An 18,592-nucleotide genomic window follows, 5' to 3' on the forward strand; every position below is an offset into this window, starting at 1 on the left:
CCACGCTCGCCGCCGCCACGGTTACCACCGCGGCCGCGATCGCCGCCACGGCCACCGCGCGGACCCCTGCCCCCACCGGGACCCCGGCCTTCGGCTTCCGGCGCTGCGCCGGCAACTTCGATTTCATCGCTCATGTCAGAACTCCAGCCCGCCTTCGCGGGCGCCATCGGCCAGTGCCTTCACGCGGCCATGGAACAGGAAACCACCGCGATCGAACACCACGGCCGACACGCCAGCCGCCTTGGCCCGCTCGGCCAGGCGCTTGCCGACTTCGGTCGCCGCGTCGGTGGTGGCGCCGGTGGCCCCGCGCACGTCCTTCTCCAGGGTCGATGCCGCGGCCAGCGTGACGCCCTTGGCGTCGTCGATGATCTGGGCATAGATATGCTGCGAGGAGCGGTGGATGGACAGCCGCGGACGGCCGCTCGACTTGAGGCGGATGGCCGTGCGCACCCGGCGCCGGCGCTGCTCGAAGGGGGTGAGCTTGCTCATTTCTTCTTCCCTTCCTTGCGGAAGATATACTCGCCGCGATACTTGATGCCCTTGCCCTTGTACGGCTCCGGCTTGCGCCAGCGGCGGATCTCGGCGGCGACCTGGCCCACGCGCTGCTTGTCGGCACCGCTGATTTCCACCGTCGTCTGGTCCGGCGTCTTGATGGTGATACCGTCCGGGATCGGGAAATCGACGTCGTGGCTGTAGCCCAGCTGCAGCTTCAGGTTCTTGCCCTGCACAGAGGCGCGATAGCCGACGCCGGTGATTTCCAGGACCTTGGTGAAGCCGTCGGACACGCCAGTGACCAGGTTGGACACCAGAGTGCGCTGCATGCCCCAGAAGGCCCGCGCCCGCTTGGTGTCGTTGGCCGGCTGCACGGCGATCTGGGCACCATCGATGGTGTAGCTGATGTCATCCACCAGCGGCATCGACATCTCGCCCTTGGGGCCCTTCACCGACAGGATGCGGTCATTGATGGTGGCGGTGACACCGGCCGGAACCGGGACTGCCTTCTTTCCGATGCGCGACATGATCAGAACACCTGGCAGAGGACTTCGCCGCCCACGTTCTTCTCGCGCGCTTCCGCGTCCGACAGAACGCCCTGGGGCGTCGAAACGATGGTGATGCCCAGGCCGTTGCGCACGCGCGGCAGCTCGGTGGCGCCGGAATAGACGCGGCGGCCGGGCTTGGACACGCGGGCAAGGTGCTGGATGGCGGGGCGACCTTCAAAATACTTCAGATCGATCCGAAGATTCTGGTGGGCGCCATCGGCCAGCGGCGCATAACCGCGGATATAGCCTTCGCGCTGGAGCACATCCAGCACGCGGGCCCGCAGGCGCGAAGCCGGGGTGACGATCGAATCCTTCTTGGCCTGCTGGCCGTTGCGGATCCGGGTGAGCATATCGCCCAGGGGATCGGACATCGACATGTTCGTCTATCCTTACCAGCTCGACTTCGTCACGCCGGGGATCAGGCCCTTGTTGGCCAGTTCGCGCAGCATGACACGGGAGAGCTTGAACTTGCGGTAATAGGCACGCGGCCGGCCGGTGAGTTCGCAACGGTTGCGGACCCGGGTCGGATTGGCGTTGCGCGGCAGCTCGGCCATCTTCAGGCGGGCCAGGAAGCGTTCCTCGTCGGAACGGCTTTCATCATTGGCGATCGCCTTCAGCACGGCATATTTGCCGGCGTACTTCACCACCAGCGCCTTGCGACGCTCGTTCTTGTTGATGCTCGAAAGCTTCGCCATGGTTCAGGCCGCCTTCTTTTCAAGAGTGTAGCCAACGAACGGGAAGCCGAAGAGGGCGAGCAGGGCGCGCGCTTCATCGTCGGTCTTCGCGGTCGTCGTCACGATGATGTCCATGCCGCGGATCTTCTCGATCCGGTCATAGTTGATCTCCGGGAAGATCAGCTGTTCCTTGATGCCCATGGCATAGTTGCCACGGCCATCGAACGACTTCGGCGACAAGCCACGGAAATCCTTCACGCGCGGCAGGGCGATGGTCACCAGCCGGTCGAGGAATTCGTACATGCGCTCGCGGCGCAGCGTGACCTTGCAGCCGATCGGCATGCCTTCGCGCAGCTTGAACTGGGCGACCGACTTCTTGGCGCGGCAGATCACCGGACGCTGGCCGGCGATCAGGGCCATTTCACCGGCGGCCTGCTCGACCTTCTTCTTGTCCTGCGTGGCTTCGCCGACGCCCATGTTGAGCACGATCTTCTCGATCTTCGGCACTTCCATCAGGTTCTTGTAGCCGAACAGCTCGATCATCTGCGGGCGCACGCGCTCCGCATACAGCGTCTGCATGCGCGGTGTGAGTTTCTCAGCCATTGATCACGGCTCCCGACTTCCTGGCGACGCGCACCTTCTTGCCATCGACCACGGCGAAACCGACGCGGGTCGGCTTGCCGGTGGTCGGGTCCTTGATGGCCACCTTCGACGCGGCCATCGGCGCTTCCACGCGCTCGATGCCGCCATTGGGGTTGGCCTGCGACGGCTTGTTGTGGCGGGTGATCAGGTTGACGCCCGACACCACCAGCTTGCCTTCGCGCGGCAGGTTGCGGGTCACGGTGCCTTCCTTGCCCTTGTCCTTGCCGGACAGGACGATGACCGTGTCACCCTTCTTGATCTTGGCAGCGCTCATCACAGCACCTCGGGGGCAAGGCTGATGATCTTCATGTGCCCGGTCGCGCGCAGCTCGCGCACCACCGGCCCGAAGATACGGGTGCCGATCGGCTCCTCGTTCTTGTTGATCAGCACGGCAGCATTGCTGTCGAAACGGATCACCGAACCGTCTGCACGGCGGATGTCCTTGGCGGTGCGCACCACGACCGCGCGGTGCACGTCACCCTTCTTCACCTTGCCCTTGGGCTGGGCTTCCTTGACCGACACCACGATGATGTCGCCCACGCCGGCGAACCGGCGCTTGGAGCCACCCAGGACCTTGATGCACATCACCCGCTTGGCGCCGCTGTTGTCCGCCACGTCGAGGTTCGTCTGCATCTGGATCATGCGTTCGATCCTTCCATCAAGTCTGCCGATTCCGACCGGCAGACGGTTCAAAACTCACTGGAACGTCGGCTCAGCCGACCTTTTCCAGCACCTTCCACGTCTTCAGCTTGGAGACGGGCGCGCATTCCTCGATGCGCACCGTGTCACCGGCCTTGATCACATTGCCCTCGTCGTGGGCGTGATACTTCTTCGAACGACGGATGATCTTGCCGTACACGGGGTGCGCAACCTTGCGCTCCACCAGCACCACCACCGTCTTGTCGCCCTTGTCGGACACGCAGGTGCCCTGCAACACGCGCTTCGGCATCTCTTATGCTCCCGCCTGCTGGGCCTTGCGGGCCGATTGCAGCGTCTTGATGCGGGCGATGGTGCGGCGCACTTCGCGCACCCGGCCCGGGCGTTCCAGCTGGCCGGTGGCCGCCTGGAACCTGAGGTTGAACTGCTCCCGCTTCAGCTCGGCGAGCTGGCTGGCAAGGCTGTCGTCAGTGGCAACCTTCAGTTCGGAAAAATCGGTGCTGGCCATCATCCTCAATCCTGGCTTGCGGTCTCGCCGAGGCGGACCACCATCTTGGTCTTGATCGGCAGCTTGGCGGCGGCGCGTTCGAAGGCGCCGGCGGCCACGTCCTGCGGCACGCCATCAAGCTCGAACATGATGCGGCCCGGCTTGACGCGCGCCACCCAATATTCCGGCGAGCCCTTGCCCGAGCCCATGCGGACTTCGGCAGGCTTGGACGACACCGGCACATCCGGGAACACGCGGATCCACAGCCGGCCCTGGCGCTTGATGTGGCGCGAGATGGCGCGGCGGGCCGCCTCGATCTGGCGGGCGGTGATCCGCTCCGGCTCCATGGCCTTGAGGCCGAAGGCGCCGAAGTTCAGCGCCGTGCCGCCCTTGGCATTGCCATGGATGCGGCCCTTGAAGGCCTTGCGAAACTTGGTGCGCTTTGGTTGCAGCATGTCTCTCTACTCCTCAGCGCGCCGGACGGACGCCAGAGGTCTGGGCTTCCATCATCAGACGGTCCTGGGCCATCGGATCGTGGCCAAGGATCTCGCCCTTGAAGATCCACACCTTCACGCCGCACACGCCATAGGCGGTGTGGGCCTGGTGTTCGGCATAATCGACATTGCCGCGCAGAGTGTGCAGCGGCACGCGGCCTTCGCGATACCATTCGGTGCGGGCGATCTCGGCGCCACCAAGGCGGCCCGAGCAGGTGATCTTGATGCCCTCGGCGCCCAGCCGCAGCGCCGACTGCACGGCGCGCTTCATGGCGCGCCGGAAGGCGATGCGCCGCTCCAGCTGGTCAGCCACACCGGCGGCGACCAGCTTGGCATCGATTTCCGGCTTGCGGATCTCGACGATGTTCAGCGACACGTCGCTGCGCGTCATCTGGCCGATCTGCTTGCGCAGCTTCTCGATGTCGGCGCCCTTCTTGCCGATGATCACGCCGGGGCGCGCGGCATAGATGGAGACGCGGCACAGCTTGGCCGGACGCTCGATCACCACTTTGGAGATGGCGGCCTGGGCGTGATGCTTCAGGATGAACTCGCGGATGCGCAGGTCTTCCAGCAGCAGGTTGCCATAGTCATCGCCCTTGGCGAACCAGCGGCTGTCCCAGGTGCGGTTGATCTGCAGGCGCAGACCGATGGGGGACGTCTTGTGACCCATTAGTTTGCTCCCTCGTCATCGGCTTCGCGCACGACGACGCGCAGACGGCTGAACGGCTTCTGGATGGAGGCGGCCCGGCCACGCGCGCGCGGCGTGAAGCGCTTCATGGTGATTGCCTTGCCGACGCTGGCTTCCTTCACATAGAGCGCGTCGACATCGAGATTGTGGTTGTTCTCGGCATTGGCGACAGCGCTGGCCAGCACCTTCTTCACGTCAATGGCCATCGCCTTGCGCGAGAAGGTGAGGATGTTGAGCGCGTCGGAGGCCTTGCGGCCACGGATCAGGCCGGCCACTAGGTTCAGCTTATATGCCGAGCCGCGGATGGTGGTGGCAATGGCCAGCGCCTCGCGGTCGCCGACCTTGCGGGGGGACTTGGGCTTGGACATCAGCGCTTGCCCTTCTTGTCAGCGGCGTGGCCGGGGAAGAAGCGGGTGGGCGCGAATTCGCCCAGCTTCATCCCCACCATGTCTTCGTTCACGAGCACGGGGATGTGCTTCTTGCCGTTGTAGACGTTGAAGGTGAGGCCAACGAACTGCGGCAGGATGGTGGAGCGGCGCGACCAGGTCTTGATCGGCGCGCGCGCACCGGAGCCCTGCGCGGCTTCGGCCTTCTTCAGCAGCGAGAGGTCCACGAACGGACCCTTCCAGACAGAGCGGCTCATCTGGCCTTACCTCTTCTTCTTGGCGTGGCGCGACCGGATGATCATGTGATCGGTCGCCTTGTTCGAACGGGTCTTCATGCCCTTGGTCGGCTTGCCCCACGGGGTGACCGGGTGGCGGCCGCCCGAGGTGCGGCCTTCACCGCCGCCGTGCGGGTGGTCGACCGGGTTCTTGGCGACGCCGCGGGTGAGCGGACGATAGCCCAGCCAACGGTTGCGGCCGGCCTTGCCCAGGTTCTGGTTGCTGTTGTCGGGGTTCGAAACGGCGCCAACAGTGGCCATGCACTCGGCCCGGACATAGCGCTGTTCACCCGAGTTGAGGCGGATGATCACCATGCCCTTGTCGCGGCCCACCACCTGCACGAAGGTGCCGGCAGCGCGCGCGAGCTGGCCACCCTTGCCGGGCTTCAGCTCGACATTGTGGACGATCGTGCCCACCGGCATCTGGCCGACTTCCATGGCATTGCCCGGCTTCACGTCGACCTTCTTGCCGGCGATCACCTGATCACCCACGGCAAGGCGCTGCGGCGCGATGATGTAGGCCTGGGTGCCGGCCTTGTCGGCATACTTCACGAGCGCGATGAAGGCCGAACGGTTGGGGTCATATTCCAGCCGCTCGACGGTCGCGGCGACGTCCCACAGGCGGCGCTTGAAATCGACGACGCGATACAGGCGCTTGTGACCGCCGCCGATACCGCGCGCGGTGGCGTGGCCCTTGTTGTTGCGGCCGCCGGTCTTCTTCAGACCTTCGGTGAGCGCCTTGACCGGGCGGCCCTTGTGCAGGGCGGAGCGGTCGATCAACACCAGGCCGCGGGTGCCGGGGCTGGTCGGGTTGAAGTTCTTCAGAGCCATGTCCCGCCCCTTAGATGCTGGTGGTCACGTCGATCCGGTCGCCATCGGCAACCGTGATCACGGCCTTCTTGACGTCGGAGCGGCGATATTCCTGGCCACGCCAGCGCTTGGTCTTGCCCTTGGCCACCATGGTGTTCACGGCCAGCACCTTGACGCCATAAAGCGCTTCGACGGCGGCCTTGATCTGCGGCTTGGTGGCATCCCGGGCAACCTGGAAGACGACCTGGTTGAATTCGCTCACCAAGGTCGACTTCTCGGTGATCACCGGCTTCACCACGATATCGTAGTGCTTGAGATCGATGTCAGCCATTGACCCGGGCCTCCAGAGCCGAAACGGCGGCGCGGGTGAGCACCAGCGTGTCGTGGTTGAGGATGTCGTAGACGTTCGCGCCGATCGCCGGCAGCACGTCGATGTGCGGAACGTTGGCCGAGGCGCGGGCGAAGCCGACATCCACGGCGGCGCCATCGATGAACAGGCCGGACGTGATGCCCAGCTTGCCGAGCGAGGCGATGAAGGCCTTGGTCTTGGCTTCGCCAAGGTTCAGGTCTTCCACCACGATCAGCTTGCCTTCCTGAGCCTTCACAGAGAGGGCGGTAGCCAGGCCGAGGCGGCGGATCTTCTTGTTCAGCGACGGATCGAAATCACGCACGCGCGGGCCGTGGGCCTTGCCGCCGCCGATGAACTGCGGCGCGGCGCGGTTGCCGTGGCGGGCGCGACCGCCGCCCTTCTGGTTGCCCAGCTTCTTGCCGGTGCGGGCGACTTCGCTGCGTTCACGCGCCTTGCGGGCCGTGCCCCGGCGCTTTTCGAGCTGCCACGTCACGACGCGGTGCAGGATGTCGAGCCGCGGCTCCTTGCCGAAAACGGCATCCGACAGCTCGATTTCGCCGGCGTCGGCCGCGGTCAGGGTCTTCACCTGGACCTTCATGATCAGGCCTCCGTGGTTTCTTCGCCGGCGGCCGGAGCGGCATCGGCCACTTCAACCGGGGCGGCATCATTGGCGACCGACTTGAGGGCGGCCGGATAGGGCGCCTCGGCCTTGCGCGGCACCTTCACCGCGTCCTTGACAAGCAGCCAGCCGCCCTTCGAGCCGGGCACCGAGCCCATCACGAACAGCAGGCCGCGCTCGACGTCGGTCGAGACGATTTCGAGATTTTGCTGCGTGCGCTGGCGGGCACCCATGTGCCCGGCCATCTTCTTGCCCTTGAACACGCGGCCCGGATCCTGGCGGTTGCCGGTCGAACCGTGCGAGCGGTGCGAGACCGAGACACCGTGGGTGGCGCGCAGACCGCCGAAGCCCCAGCGCTTCATGGCGCCGGCAAAGCCCTTGCCCTGGGTGATGCCGGTGACGTCGACCAGCTGACCCGGCACGAAATGATCGGCACTGATGGTGGCGCCGGTTTCCAGCACGGCATCGGCCGCGACACGGAATTCCGCCACCTTGGCCTTGGGCTCCACCTCGGCCTTGCCGAAGTGGCCGCGTTCCGGCTTGCTGGTGTTCTTGGCCTTCTTCACGCCGGCGCCAAGCTGCACGGCGGTGTAGCCATCGGTCTCGTCGGTCTTCACCGCCACGACCTGGTTGTTTTCGAGTGCGAGAACGGTGACCGGGATGTGCCGGCCATCTTCGCGGAAGATCCGCGTCATCCCCATTTTCTTCGCGATCACGCCAGTGCGCATGATCTGTTTCCTTTCATCAGAGGCCCCATCCCGTGTCCGGGTGGAGGGGCGTGACCCTTCCAAAGTCGCTCCGCGTATTTGGTCAGGTGGTTACTTGCCGAGCTTGATTTCCACATCCACGCCGGCGGCGAGATCGAGCTTCATCAGCGCGTCCACCGTCTGCGGGGTCGGGTCAACAATGTCGAGGAGGCGCTTGTAGGTGCGCACCTCGAACTGTTCACGGCTCTTCTTGTCGACGTGCGGCGAGCGGTTCACGGTGAACTTCTCGAAGCGCGTCGGCAGCGGAATCGGGCCACGGATGGCAGCGCCGGTCCGCTTGGCGGTGTCGGCGATCTCGCCCGTGGCCAGATCGAGCACACGGTGGTCAAAGGCCTTCAGGCGGATGCGGATATTCTGAGCGTCCATGGCACCAATCTTGTCAAACAGCTTGCACCGTCGGGCGTTGCCGCCGTCGGGCATTCAAAAAAAGCGGACCAGCACATCCCCGGCTGAAAGGTCGGGGTTGCACCGGCCGCTTTGAAACTCGTGCCCCTGTTGTCAGCTGCGGGGCCCAGCTATGCGGCCTTGGATGGCCACACGAATCGGGGCCGCCTCCCAAGGGAAGCGGCCCCTTACACTCACTTGATGATCGAAGCAACCACGCCGGCGCCGACGGTGCGGCCGCCTTCGCGGATGGCGAAGCGCAGGCCCTGGTCCATGGCGATCGGGGCGATCAGCTTGACCTTGAGCTGCACGTTGTCGCCCGGCATCACCATCTCAGTGCCTTCCGGCAGCTCCACAGTGCCGGTCACGTCGGTGGTGCGGAAATAGAACTGCGGGCGATAGTTGGCGAAGAACGGCGTGTGACGGCCACCTTCGTCCTTCGACAGCACGTACACCTCGGCGGTGAACTCGGTGTGCGGCTTGATCGAGCCGGGCTTGCACAGCACCTGGCCGCGCTCGACTTCTTCACGGCCGACGCCGCGCAGCAGCGCACCGATGTTGTCGCCAGCCTGGCCCTGATCGAGCAGCTTGCGGAACATTTCGACGCCGGTGCAGACGGTCTTGCGGGTGTCGTGGATGCCGACGATCTCCAGTTCTTCGCCAACCTTGACGATGCCGGTCTCGACGCGGCCGGTCACCACGGTGCCGCGACCCGAGATCGAGAACACGTCTTCGATCGGCATCAGGAACGGCTTGTCCAGCGGACGCTCCGGCTGCGGGATGTAGCTGTCGACAGCGCGCATCAGTTCCAGAACGGCTTCACGGCCGATCTTGTCGTTCTTGCCTTCCAGCGCGCACAGGGCCGAGCCCTTGATGATCGGAATGTCATCGCCCGGGAAGTCATACTTGGACAGCAGCTCGCGGATTTCGAGTTCCACCAGCTCGAGGATTTCTTCGTCGTCGACCATGTCCACCTTGTTCATGAACACGACCATGGCCGGCACGCCGACCTGCTTGGCCAGCAGGATGTGCTCGCGGGTCTGCGGCATCGGACCGTCGGTGGCCGACACGACCAGAATGGCGCCGTCCATCTGCGCCGCGCCGGTGATCATGTTCTTCACATAGTCGGCGTGGCCGGGGCAGTCGACGTGCGCATAGTGGCGGTCGCTGGTTTCATACTCGACGTGGGCGGTCGAGATGGTGATGCCGCGCTCACGCTCTTCCGGCGCCTTGTCGATCTGGTCGTAGGCGGTGAAGGTGGCGCCACCGGTTTCGGCCAGCACCTTGGTGATGGCGGCGGTCAGCGAGGTCTTGCCATGGTCAACGTGACCGATGGTCCCGATGTTGCAGTGCGGCTTGTTCCGCTCGAACTTGGCTTTGGCCATGGCCCTTACCTTCTTCCTTGCTCAACAGTGTGAAGCGTTCAAATTTCATCTCGGCAGCGCCCAACGGGAACTGCCAGCGCGGTGGTAGCTACTGGGAAGCGCCGAATCAGCGAACCTTGAGGCGCGCTGACTAGCCGGCTCTCCCGAAAAATCAAGCCAGCTTGAGCTTGATCTCCTCCGCCACGTTCGACGGCACCTCGTCATAGTGGCTGAACTGCATGGTGTACTGGGCGCGGCCCTGCGACATGGACCGCAGGTTGTTCACGTAACCGAACATGTTGGCCAGCGGCACCATGGCTTCGATCACCTGCGCGTTGCCGCGCGTGTCGGTGCCCTGGATCTGGCCGCGGCGGCTGTTGAGGTCGCCGATCACGTCGCCCAGATAATCCTCCGGCGTCACCACCTCGACCTTCATGATCGGCTCGAGGATCTTGATGCCCGACTTGTCGGCAGCTTCGCGCATGGCGCCGCGACCGGTGATTTCGAACGCCAGTGCCGAGGAGTCGACGTCGTGATAGGCGCCGTCATACAGCGTCGCCTTGAAGTCGATCAGCGGGAAGCCAATGAGATGGCCCGACGAGGCCACGTCACGGATGCCCTTTTCCACCGCCGGGATATATTCGCGCGGGACGTTACCGCCCTTCACTTCATCGACGAACAGCACGCCCGAACCGCGCTCACCGGGTTCCACGGTGATCTTGACGCGGCCGAACTGGCCCGAACCGCCCGACTGCTTCTTGTGCGTGTAGTCCACGTCCACCTTGCGGGCGAGGCTCTCGCGATAGGCGACCTGGGGGGCGCCGACGTTGGCTTCCACCTTGAATTCGCGCTTCATGCGATCAACCAGGATTTCAAGGTGAAGTTCACCCATGCCCTTGATGATGGTCTGGCCGCTCTCGTTGTCGGACGACACACGGAACGACGGGTCTTCCTGGGCGAGGCGATTGAGCGCGATGCCCATCTTTTCCTGGTCGGCCTTGGTCTTGGGCTCCACCGCCACCTCGATCACCGGCTCGGGGAACTCCATGCGTTCCAGGATGATCGGCTTCAGCGGCGCGCACAGCGTGTCACCGGTCGTCACATCCTTCAGGCCGACCAGCGCCACGATGTCGCCGGCCATGGCCTCCTTGATGTCCTCGCGGTTGTTGGCGTGCATCAGGAGCATGCGGCCAATCTTCTCGCGCTTGTCCTTGACCGAGTTGAGCACGGTCGAGGCGGCTTCCAGCTTGCCCGAATAGATGCGGGCAAAGGTGAGCGTGCCGACGAACGGGTCGGTCATGATCTTGAAGGCCAGCGCCGAGAAGGGCTCGTCGTCAGAGGCTGCGCGGGTTTCCTCCACGTCCTTCAGGTTGATGCCCTGCACCGGCGGGATGTCGAGCGGGCTGGGCAGATAGTCGACCACCGCGTCGAGCAGCGGCTGCACACCCTTGTTCTTGAACGCCGAGCCGCACAGCACGGGCACGAAATCGAAGTTCAGCGTGCCCTTGCGGATCAGCTTCTTCAGGGTCGCCACGTCCGGCTCGTTGCCTTCCAGATAGGCTTCCATCACGGCGTCGTCCTGCTCGACGGCCATCTCGATCAGCTCGGAGCGGGCTGCGGCGGCGGCGTCGGCCAGATCGGCCGGGATGTCTTTGTATTCGAACTTGGCGCCCAGGCTTTCCTCAAGCCAGACGATGGCGCGGTTCTCGACCAGGTCGACGAGGCCGACGAAATCACTTTCGAGGCCGATCGGCAGATACAGCACCGCCGGGCGGGCACCCAGGCGATCCTTGATCATCTGCACGCAGCGATCGAAGTTGGCACCGGTGCGGTCAAGCTTGTTGACGAAGCACATGCGCGGCACCTTGTACTTGTCCGCCTGGCGCCACACGGTTTCGGACTGCGGCTCCACGCCGGCCACGCCATCGAAGCAGGCGACCGCGCCATCGAGCACGCGCAGCGAACGCTCGACTTCGATGGTGAAGTCCACGTGCCCAGGGGTGTCGATGATGTTGATGCGATGCTCTTCACCCTTGCCGTCCTGGGCGCGCCAGAAACAGGTCGTCGCTGCCGACGTGATGGTGATGCCGCGCTCCTGCTCTTGCTCCATCCAGTCCATGGTGGCGGTGCCTTCGTGCACTTCGCCGATCTTGTAGGACTTGCCGGTGTAATAGAGGATGCGCTCGGTCGTGGTCGTCTTGCCGGCATCGATGTGGGCCATGATGCCGATGTTGCGATAACGCTCGAGCGGGTGACTGCGGGGCATGGGGAAAAGCCTCGTTCGGGGGGGAAGAAACTGGCCGGCACCGCGAACGGTGCCGGCCGGAACAGCTTACCAGCGGTAGTGCGAGAAGGCGCGGTTGGCTTCCGCCATCCGGTGCGTGTCTTCGCGCTTCTTGACGGCCGAGCCGCGGTTGGCGGCGGCGTCCATCAGCTCGGCCGACAGCCGGGCGGCCATCGTGTGCTCGGAACGCTTGCGCGCCGCCGAGATGATCCAGCGGATGGCCAGCGCCTGGCCGCGATCCGGGCGCACTTCAACCGGCACCTGGTAGGTGGCACCGCCAACGCGGCGGCTGCGCACCTCGATACCGGGGCGCACATTGGCCAGCGCTTCGTGGAAGACGCCGAGCGGCTCGCGGCGGCTCTTGGTCTCGATGGTTTCCAGCGCCGAATAGACGATGTTCTCGGCCACCGACTTCTTGCCCTGGAGCATGACCAGGTTCATGAACTTCGACAGCACCTGATCGCCGAACTTCGGATCCGGCAGGATGACGCGCTTTTCGGGGCGACGACGACGTGACATGTTCTGATCCCCCTTACTTCGGACGCTTGGCGCCGTACTTTGAACGGCTCTGCTTGCGGTTCTTCACGCCCTGCGTGTCCAGCACACCGCGCACGATGTGGTAGCGCACGCCGGGAAGATCCTTCACGCGGCCGCCGCGAATCAGCACGACCGAGTGTTCCTGCAGGTTGTGGCCTTCGCCGGGGATGTAGCCGATGACTTCAAAGCCATTGGTCAGGCGGATCTTGGCCACCTTGCGGAGCGCCGAGTTCGGCTTCTTGGGGGTGGTGGTGTAAACGCGGGTGCACACGCCACGCTTCTGCGGGTTGGCCTCCATGGCCGGCACCTTATTGCGCGCCTTCTGCGGCGTGCGACCCTTGCGGATCAACTGGTTGATCGTTGGCATCGTCTCTCTTCTCGCTTCGGCCGCGAACCCCCATGGCCCGCCGCCTACTCCAGACCTGCCCCGCTGATGTTGCCATCACGTAAGCGCGAAAGGCCCCCATCCGAGCTTCGAAAGCTCTTCCGGAGGGCCGTTCGCACACGGTGCCATCTGTCGTATCCCTCTTGCCAGCGTTGCCGCCGCTCGAGGATGCGCGCCCTTAGCGGCAATGGGGCTCAGGGTCAACATCGGTGGTCAACAGGGGGCCGACCACCCCATCAGTGTGGAGCGTATCCTTCACGTTGCGATTGCCCTAGGCTTTTTACCTCACAGGGGGGACCGACCATGGCCTATGACAGCTACAAACTCATCAGCGTGGCTCAGGATGGGGCGCTGCTGACCGCCACCATCAGCAATCCACCGATCAACATCATCACGATGGAGCTGTTCGGGGAACTGGCCCAACTGGCGCTGGAACTCGAAGCCGATCCATCGGTGCTGGTGGTCGTGCTGAAGAGCGCGGACCCGGATTTCTTCCTTGCCCATTTCGATGTGCAGGCGCTGATCGACATGGCCGACGGGCCCGAGCCGCCGACCGATGATCCCGACAGCGCGTCCTTCGCCTATCACCAGATGTGTCACCGCTACCGCACCATGGACAAGGTGATCATCGGCCAGATCGAGGGCCGCGTCGGCGGCGGCGGCGCCGAACTGTCGACCAACTTCGACATGCGCTTCGGCGTCATTGGCAAGACCATCATCAACCAGATGGAGGTGCCGATTGGCATCATGCCCGGCGGCACCGGCACCCAGAACCTGCCGCGGATGGTCGGCCGGGCGCGCGCCATGGAGATCATCCTCGGGGGCATCGACATCGACGCCGAGACCGCCGAGCGTTGGGGCTGGCTGAACCGCGCCCTGCCGGCAGACGAGATCGACGCCCATGTGAGCGCGCTGGCCCGCCGCATCGCCAGCTTCCCGCCGCATGCCGTGCGGCTGGCCAAGCAGTCGATCGACAATTCCAGGCTGCCGCTCGCCGAAGGGTGCGTGCAGGAAACCGTGCTGTTCCAGAGGGCCATGTTCACCGACCCGGCACGCCGCGCCATGCGCCGCTTCATGGAACTGGGCGGCCAGACCAGGGCCGGCGAGCTCAAGGTCGCAGAGCTCAGCGGCGCCGTGGCCAAGGGGTAATGTCGCTCAGGCCCCGGTGCGGCGCGGCACGAACGGGAAGGCCTGGCGCTCGACGATCTCGCTGACGGCGCGGTGCGCTTCCAGGAAGGCGGCATCGGTGTGCGGGCTGGCGGCGGCATCGGCGTTGGCAATGGCGACGAGGCCATAGGGCTGGCGGCCAGTCACGCAGGGCCGGCTCTGGCTCTGGGCATAGACCCATTCCACCGGATCGGTGAGGCTGTTGTAGGTGTAGCTGTAGCCATGTGGCCAGCGGTTGACGGTGATCGCCGCGATGTCGCGGGCCGCATCGAAACCGCCAGGCCCCAGCAGCCGCTGCAGCTGCCGCCGCGTCTCGCGCTCATAGGTCTCGAAGCCTGTGGCCAGCAGCCAGGCCCGGCCGATCTTGTGCTGTTCGCGGCGCGGCAGACCGGGGCTGGCGGGAAATTGCGTCAGGTGCAGCGCCACCGGCTCATCGGGGCTGCGGGCATGGGCGAGATCGCCGAGGCTGGCGGCTTCGGTCAGCGCCACCGTGTCGTGGAACATGGTGGGGCAATTGATGTGGTGGACGCCCAGCTTCTGGAACGCCCGCCAGTTGCGCAGCACCACGCTGGTATAGACCAGCGGCCCCTTGGTGCCATAGGCCAGCGCCTCGCGCTGCGCCGCCGGCAGCTCGGGCATGATGTGCGGGATCACCTCGTTCCAGCAGGCCAGCACCACAGCGCGAGCGCGCACCGCCTTCAATTGCCCGCCCTCGATGTAGCGCACCAGCGCCTCGGACGCGGTGGCGGCAGCGCCGTCGTGGGCGACATTCACGACGATGCTGGACAGCCGGATGCGCACCGGGTTTTCTGGCCGGTCGAGCCGCGTGTAATCAAAACGCGCGGTCGCCATGTCCTCCTGCGTGCGCCCGGCCGTCGCCGCCGGCACCAGGGCGGCCACCAACAGCCGGGCCAGTGTCGCATTGCCGTCGGGGAAGTGGATGGAGCCCTTGCCTTCGCGCTGGCGGCCATGGTGGCCACCGGGCAGATCGGCGAACAGGCCATCGGGCACCGCGCCCAGCCCCAGGCCAGAGAAACCGGGATAGCCCTGCACCCAGGCGAACAGCGCCGGTGTGGCATCGGCCCCCACGCAGAAACTGGCCCGGCCCATGGCCATGAAGAAATGCAGCGCCTGGGCGTCGAGGCCGACCTTCTCGAGATAGAACTGCTCGAAACTGTGGCGGGCCAGCCATTCCTTCTTTTGGGTGACGGTCAGGCCGGCGAGATAATCGGGCTGTTCGGGCGCTGCGAGGCGCAACAGGTCGGCGCGCGCCTTGGCGGACAGCGGCGTGGTGGCGAGGAATTCGGGCGTGAACATCTGGCCGCTCCGGCCGGCCGCCGCGGGCACCGCCAGCCGGTCCGCCCCCCAGCGTTCCTTCTCGAAGAACCAGCCGCGCCTGAGGCCGAGGCTGGCATAGAGCTGCCCCGGATCCTGGCGGGCGGTGTAGCGGGCAAGATCGACCCCCAGATCATCGAGTATCGCCCGCGCCCACTGGTTGTAACGTTCCGGCGATTCGATGTTGAGGGTGCCGCCATTGACCACCACCAGCCGGCCATCGACCATATATTCGTTCCGCTTGGCGTGGCCGCCGAAATCATCATGGTTGTCGAGGATGAGGATGCGCGCTTGGGCCCCCACCGCCTTCCGGTAGAAATGGGCCGCCGCCAGCCCCGACAGCCCGCCGCCGACGATCACCAGGTCATAGGTCTCGTCGGTGTCCCTGGCATCGCCCAGGGTGAGCGTGCCGTCGCGCAGCGCGTGCGCCGCCTCGAAGGCGCCCGGGTGGCTGCCGCGCAGCCCGGTTTTCGATGGCGGATAGCTCTCATCCTGCGGGGCAAGACCGGTTGCCGCCCTTGCCGGGGCACCGCTGCCCAGCGCGCCGATCGCCACCGCCACCCCGCCGACGAAATCCCGCCGGCTGATGGGAAGGTGCATGCCAAGGTCATGGTCGCTGGTCATGATGCTCCCCTCACGCAGTCCAGTGTGGACAAGCCGGGCCGCAGGATCAATCCGCCATCAGGCCGGCACCAGCGCCCGGATGACCAGATAAATCAGTGACGGCCCCAGCAGGCAGCCGAGCCCGGTGTAGAAGGTGGAGGTCATCGCGCCATAGGGCACCAGCCTGGGATCGGTGGCGGCCAGTCCGCCGGTGACCCCGCTGGTCGTGCCCATCAGCCCGCCATAGACCATCGCGCTGGCCGGATTGTCGAGGCCGATGCGCCGCGCCACCAGCGGTGTCGCGACCATCACCAGCACCGCCTTGACCAGACCGGCGGCGATGCTGAGCGAGATGATCTCGGATGACACGCCCAGCGACGCGCCCGTCACCGGGCCTACGATATAGGTCGCAGCGCCGGCACCGATCGTGGTGATCTCGGCCGGATCGGTGACGCCGAAGCCCAGCGCCACCAGTGCGCCGACCGCAAACGACAGGATGACGCCGATGGGCACCGACAGCGCGCCGACCAGCCCGGCCTTGCGCAGATCCTCCAGCCGCACCCCGAACGCGGTGGCGACGATGGCGAAATCGCGGAACATGTTGCCACCCAGCACGCCGATCCCGGCCAGCAGCGGATAATCCGCCACGCCGTTCTTGCCGCCGGTTTCCGCCCCTGCCCAGAAGGCGAGCAGCAGCCCCAGCGCGATGGCGATGGCCGACCCATGCACCTTGCCGCGCGCGACATGGCGCGACAGCCAGTTGGCCACCAGCATCACCACGCCAACGAACACGAATGCCACAAGGAGGCCGTTGTCGCCGGCAAAGCTGACCAGCCGTTCCATCACTGACGCCCTGCCCAGCGGCTGAGCACCGGCACCAGCGCGAAGGCGGCCAGCACCGCCAGCGCGCCCGCCGCCGCGGCCATCACCCCGCCCGACACGGCCGCGAACACATTCTGCTTGGCCGCCATGGCGACGATGATCGGGATGTACAGCAGGCTCCAGAACTGCACGCCGCTGCCGGTGGGCGTGTCCGGCCCCAACCGCCGCCCCGGCAGGTTGGTGAGCATGATCAGCAGCAGCATGGCGATGCCGACTCCGCCGACATTGGCCTCCAGCCCCAGCGCGGCGCCCAGCAGATCGCCGGCAAACAGCCCCACCAACGTGCTGGCGGCGAGCAGGGCGACACCGAAGATCGGCATGGCGTCCTGGCTCAGGCCAGCGCCGGCGGCAGGCGGCCGATCACCGGCTGCATCGCCTGCTCATAGGCGTGGGCGAGCTTGAGGCAGGCCAGTTCCGCGCCGCGCCGGCCGATGATCTGGATACCGGCCGGCAAGCCATTGGCCGAGAAGCCCGCCGGAGCCGCCAGCGCCGGCAGGCCGGTCATCGTCACCAGGAAGGTGCCGAGCATCCATTCATGATAGGTGCGCATGGTCTTGCCGGCGACCTCAGTGGGCCACAGCTGTTCCACCGGGAAGGGCAGCAACTGCACCGCCGGTGCCACCAGGAAATCGTGGCGCTCGAACAGTCTGTCCACCGCCCGCGTCCACGCGCTGCGCACCGCCGAGGCGGCCAGCACCTGGGCACCGGTGATGCCGCGACTGTTGGCGATCTCCCAATGCGCTTGCGGGCCGATCAGGTCTCGCGTCGCCGGATCGTCGGCCAGGCGCTGTAGGCCGGTGCCCGACATCCAGCTGCGCAGCAGCTGCAGCGCCTGCCACACCGGCTCGATATCGAAGTCCACCCGGGCGGCATCGACCGTGCAGCCCATGGCGCCAAACGCCGGCAGCGCGGACTCGCAGATCTTCAGCACCGCCGGATCATGCGGCACACGCCCGCCCCAATCGCCCAGCCAGCCGATGCGCGTGCCCTTGTGATCGGCATCAAGTGGCCCGGCAAAGGCGCGGGCATCGACCTCCAGCGACTGCAGCGATTGCGGGTGCCGGCCCGCCATCACCGACAGCACCAGGCCCAGATCGGCAACATGCCGCGCCATCGGGCCAGACACGCCCATGCGGCCGATCCATTGGTCATTGCCCTCCGGCGGGATGACGCCGATGCCGGTGCGAAAGCCGAAGACATTGTTCCACGCCGCCGGGTTGCGCAGGGAGCCGCCGAAATCCGAACCATCGGCCACCGGCAGCATCCTGAGGGCGAGGCCCACCGCCGCGCCGCCACTGCTGCCGCCCGCCGACCGGCTGGTATCGAAGCTGTTGCGGGTGGGGCCATAGACCCGGTTGATGGTGTGCGAGCCGAGGCCGAATTCCGGCGCATTGGTCTTGCCGATAAAGAGGGCGCCGGCGGCGCGCAGCCGCTGCACCATGATGCCTTCGCTGGTCGGGATCCTGTCCTTGTTGACCAGCGATCCATTGGTGGTTCTGATGCCGATCACGTCGGCCAGATCCTTCACGGCCCACGGCAGGCCGAACAATGGCCCTGGCGCCTCGCCGCCCGCCAGCCGCTGGTCCATCGCCCGCGCGTCGCCCAGCAGCCGATCGCCATCCTGCAGCGCCACGATGGCATTGTGGGCGGGATTGTAGGCGGCAATCTGCGCCAGCACGGCGCGCATCACCTCTTCGCAGCTGGCCTTGCGCGCGGCGATCAGCCCGGCCAGCCCGCGCGCCGGCATCGCCAGCAGCGGATCA

27 protein-coding genes are annotated in these 18,592 nt (G+C 65.9%); 1 reads left to right on the plus strand and 26 read right to left on the minus strand.

Annotated features, from left to right (window positions below):
• Positions 1-135 precede the first annotated feature (135 nt).
• The 22 genes from rplR to rpsL all read right to left on the minus strand — a co-directional run bounded on the left by rplR (position 136) and on the right by rpsL (position 12,824).
• A complete protein-coding gene (rplR, locus tag GJV64_RS02635; RefSeq protein ID WP_164155737.1) occupies positions 136-489 on the minus strand; it encodes a 50S ribosomal protein L18 in 354 nt (117 codons plus the stop codon).
• Positions 486-1,019 (minus strand): 50S ribosomal protein L6, encoded by a 534-nt coding sequence (gene rplF / locus GJV64_RS02640; protein ID WP_164155738.1) that lies wholly within the window; start codon positions 1,017-1,019, stop codon positions 486-488. Before rplF ends, rplR begins: the two co-directional genes overlap by 4 nt.
• A gap of 2 nt (positions 1,020-1,021) precedes the next feature.
• Complete coding sequence (rpsH, locus tag GJV64_RS02645) at positions 1,022-1,417, minus strand: 30S ribosomal protein S8 (RefSeq protein ID WP_164155739.1); 396 nt, start codon at positions 1,415-1,417, stop codon at positions 1,022-1,024.
• A 12-nt stretch (positions 1,418-1,429) separates the two neighbouring features.
• The gene (gene rpsN, locus GJV64_RS02650; RefSeq protein ID WP_164155740.1) at positions 1,430-1,735 is read right to left on the minus strand and encodes a 30S ribosomal protein S14; all 306 of its coding nucleotides are present in this window, start codon (positions 1,733-1,735) and stop codon (positions 1,430-1,432) included.
• A gap of 3 nt (positions 1,736-1,738) precedes the next feature.
• Complete coding sequence (rplE, locus tag GJV64_RS02655) at positions 1,739-2,317, minus strand: 50S ribosomal protein L5 (RefSeq protein ID WP_164155741.1); 579 nt, start codon at positions 2,315-2,317, stop codon at positions 1,739-1,741.
• The gene (rplX, locus tag GJV64_RS02660) at positions 2,310-2,630 is read right to left on the minus strand and encodes a 50S ribosomal protein L24 (protein WP_164155742.1); all 321 of its coding nucleotides are present in this window, start codon (positions 2,628-2,630) and stop codon (positions 2,310-2,312) included. The genes rplE and rplX overlap by 8 nt, the downstream gene beginning before the upstream one ends.
• The gene (rplN, locus tag GJV64_RS02665) at positions 2,630-2,998 is read right to left on the minus strand and encodes a 50S ribosomal protein L14 (RefSeq protein ID WP_164155743.1); all 369 of its coding nucleotides are present in this window, start codon (positions 2,996-2,998) and stop codon (positions 2,630-2,632) included. Before rplN ends, rplX begins: the two co-directional genes overlap by 1 nt.
• Positions 2,999-3,068: 70 nt before the next feature.
• Positions 3,069-3,305 carry a 30S ribosomal protein S17 gene (rpsQ, locus tag GJV64_RS02670; RefSeq protein WP_164155744.1) on the minus strand — a complete coding sequence of 79 codons (237 nt, stop codon included), beginning with the start codon at positions 3,303-3,305 and terminating at the stop codon, positions 3,069-3,071.
• Between the two features lie 3 nt (positions 3,306-3,308).
• Entirely contained in the window at positions 3,309-3,524 is a 216-nt protein-coding gene (rpmC, locus tag GJV64_RS02675) for a 50S ribosomal protein L29 (protein WP_164155745.1), read from the minus strand.
• Positions 3,525-3,526: 2 nt separating this feature from the next.
• Complete coding sequence (gene rplP, locus GJV64_RS02680) at positions 3,527-3,955, minus strand: 50S ribosomal protein L16 (protein WP_164155746.1); 429 nt, start codon at positions 3,953-3,955, stop codon at positions 3,527-3,529.
• A gap of 13 nt (positions 3,956-3,968) precedes the next feature.
• Complete coding sequence (gene rpsC / locus GJV64_RS02685; protein WP_164155747.1) at positions 3,969-4,664, minus strand: 30S ribosomal protein S3; 696 nt, start codon at positions 4,662-4,664, stop codon at positions 3,969-3,971.
• On the minus strand, positions 4,664-5,050 hold the full coding sequence (rplV, locus tag GJV64_RS02690; RefSeq protein ID WP_164155748.1) for a 50S ribosomal protein L22: 387 nt from the start codon (positions 5,048-5,050) through the stop codon (positions 4,664-4,666). The genes rpsC and rplV overlap by 1 nt, the downstream gene beginning before the upstream one ends.
• Positions 5,050-5,325 carry a 30S ribosomal protein S19 gene (gene rpsS / locus GJV64_RS02695; protein ID WP_164155749.1) on the minus strand — a complete coding sequence of 92 codons (276 nt, stop codon included), beginning with the start codon at positions 5,323-5,325 and terminating at the stop codon, positions 5,050-5,052. The genes rplV and rpsS overlap by 1 nt, the downstream gene beginning before the upstream one ends.
• 6 nt (positions 5,326-5,331) lie before the next feature.
• Positions 5,332-6,174, minus strand: a complete 843-nt coding sequence (rplB, locus tag GJV64_RS02700) for a 50S ribosomal protein L2 (RefSeq protein ID WP_164155750.1) — start codon at positions 6,172-6,174, stop codon at positions 5,332-5,334.
• A 10-nt stretch (positions 6,175-6,184) separates the two neighbouring features.
• Positions 6,185-6,484 carry a 50S ribosomal protein L23 gene (locus tag GJV64_RS02705; RefSeq protein WP_164155751.1) on the minus strand — a complete coding sequence of 100 codons (300 nt, stop codon included), beginning with the start codon at positions 6,482-6,484 and terminating at the stop codon, positions 6,185-6,187.
• Positions 6,477-7,100, minus strand: a complete 624-nt coding sequence (gene rplD, locus GJV64_RS02710; RefSeq protein ID WP_164155752.1) for a 50S ribosomal protein L4 — start codon at positions 7,098-7,100, stop codon at positions 6,477-6,479. Before rplD ends, GJV64_RS02705 begins: the two co-directional genes overlap by 8 nt.
• Before the next feature lie 2 nt (positions 7,101-7,102).
• Entirely contained in the window at positions 7,103-7,849 is a 747-nt protein-coding gene (gene rplC, locus GJV64_RS02715; protein WP_164155753.1) for a 50S ribosomal protein L3, read from the minus strand.
• Positions 7,850-7,939: 90 nt separating this feature from the next.
• Positions 7,940-8,254: a 30S ribosomal protein S10 gene (rpsJ, locus tag GJV64_RS02720; protein ID WP_017666958.1), complete on the minus strand. Its 315-nt coding sequence runs from the start codon at positions 8,252-8,254 to the stop codon at positions 7,940-7,942.
• 212 nt (positions 8,255-8,466) lie between these two features.
• Positions 8,467-9,657: an elongation factor Tu gene (gene tuf, locus GJV64_RS02725; protein WP_164155754.1), complete on the minus strand. Its 1,191-nt coding sequence runs from the start codon at positions 9,655-9,657 to the stop codon at positions 8,467-8,469.
• Positions 9,658-9,808: 151 nt separating this feature from the next.
• Entirely contained in the window at positions 9,809-11,902 is a 2,094-nt protein-coding gene (gene fusA / locus GJV64_RS02730; protein ID WP_164155755.1) for an elongation factor G, read from the minus strand.
• Between the two features lie 66 nt (positions 11,903-11,968).
• A complete protein-coding gene (rpsG, locus tag GJV64_RS02735; RefSeq protein WP_164155756.1) occupies positions 11,969-12,439 on the minus strand; it encodes a 30S ribosomal protein S7 in 471 nt (156 codons plus the stop codon).
• Positions 12,440-12,452: 13 nt separating this feature from the next.
• Positions 12,453-12,824 (minus strand): 30S ribosomal protein S12, encoded by a 372-nt coding sequence (gene rpsL, locus GJV64_RS02740; RefSeq protein WP_017666954.1) that lies wholly within the window; start codon positions 12,822-12,824, stop codon positions 12,453-12,455.
• A 321-nt stretch (positions 12,825-13,145) separates the two neighbouring features.
• Here rpsL and GJV64_RS02745 point away from each other — a divergent pair, with 321 nt between their 5' ends.
• Entirely contained in the window at positions 13,146-13,991 is an 846-nt protein-coding gene (locus tag GJV64_RS02745) for an enoyl-CoA hydratase/isomerase family protein (RefSeq protein ID WP_164155757.1), read from the plus strand.
• A gap of 6 nt (positions 13,992-13,997) precedes the next feature.
• Here the strand turns inward: GJV64_RS02745 and GJV64_RS02750 are convergent, their stop codons facing one another.
• From GJV64_RS02750 to GJV64_RS02765, 4 genes are all read right to left on the minus strand, one after another.
• On the minus strand, positions 13,998-15,968 hold the full coding sequence (locus GJV64_RS02750) for a flavin monoamine oxidase family protein (protein WP_235927567.1): 1,971 nt from the start codon (positions 15,966-15,968) through the stop codon (positions 13,998-14,000).
• A gap of 57 nt (positions 15,969-16,025) precedes the next feature.
• Positions 16,026-16,790, minus strand: coding sequence for a malonate transporter subunit MadM (madM, locus tag GJV64_RS02755; protein ID WP_164155758.1), 765 nt, complete (start codon positions 16,788-16,790; stop codon positions 16,026-16,028).
• Positions 16,790-17,149, minus strand: a complete 360-nt coding sequence (madL, locus tag GJV64_RS02760; protein WP_164155759.1) for a malonate transporter subunit MadL — start codon at positions 17,147-17,149, stop codon at positions 16,790-16,792. Before madL ends, madM begins: the two co-directional genes overlap by 1 nt.
• 11 nt (positions 17,150-17,160) lie before the next feature.
• The coding region (locus GJV64_RS02765; protein WP_164155760.1) for an amidase at positions 17,161-18,592 on the minus strand (1,432 nt) is incomplete at its 5' end.

Source organism: Sandarakinorhabdus rubra, from assembly GCF_010994245.1.
GTDB lineage: Bacteria > Pseudomonadota > Alphaproteobacteria > Sphingomonadales > Sphingomonadaceae > Sandarakinorhabdus > Sandarakinorhabdus rubra.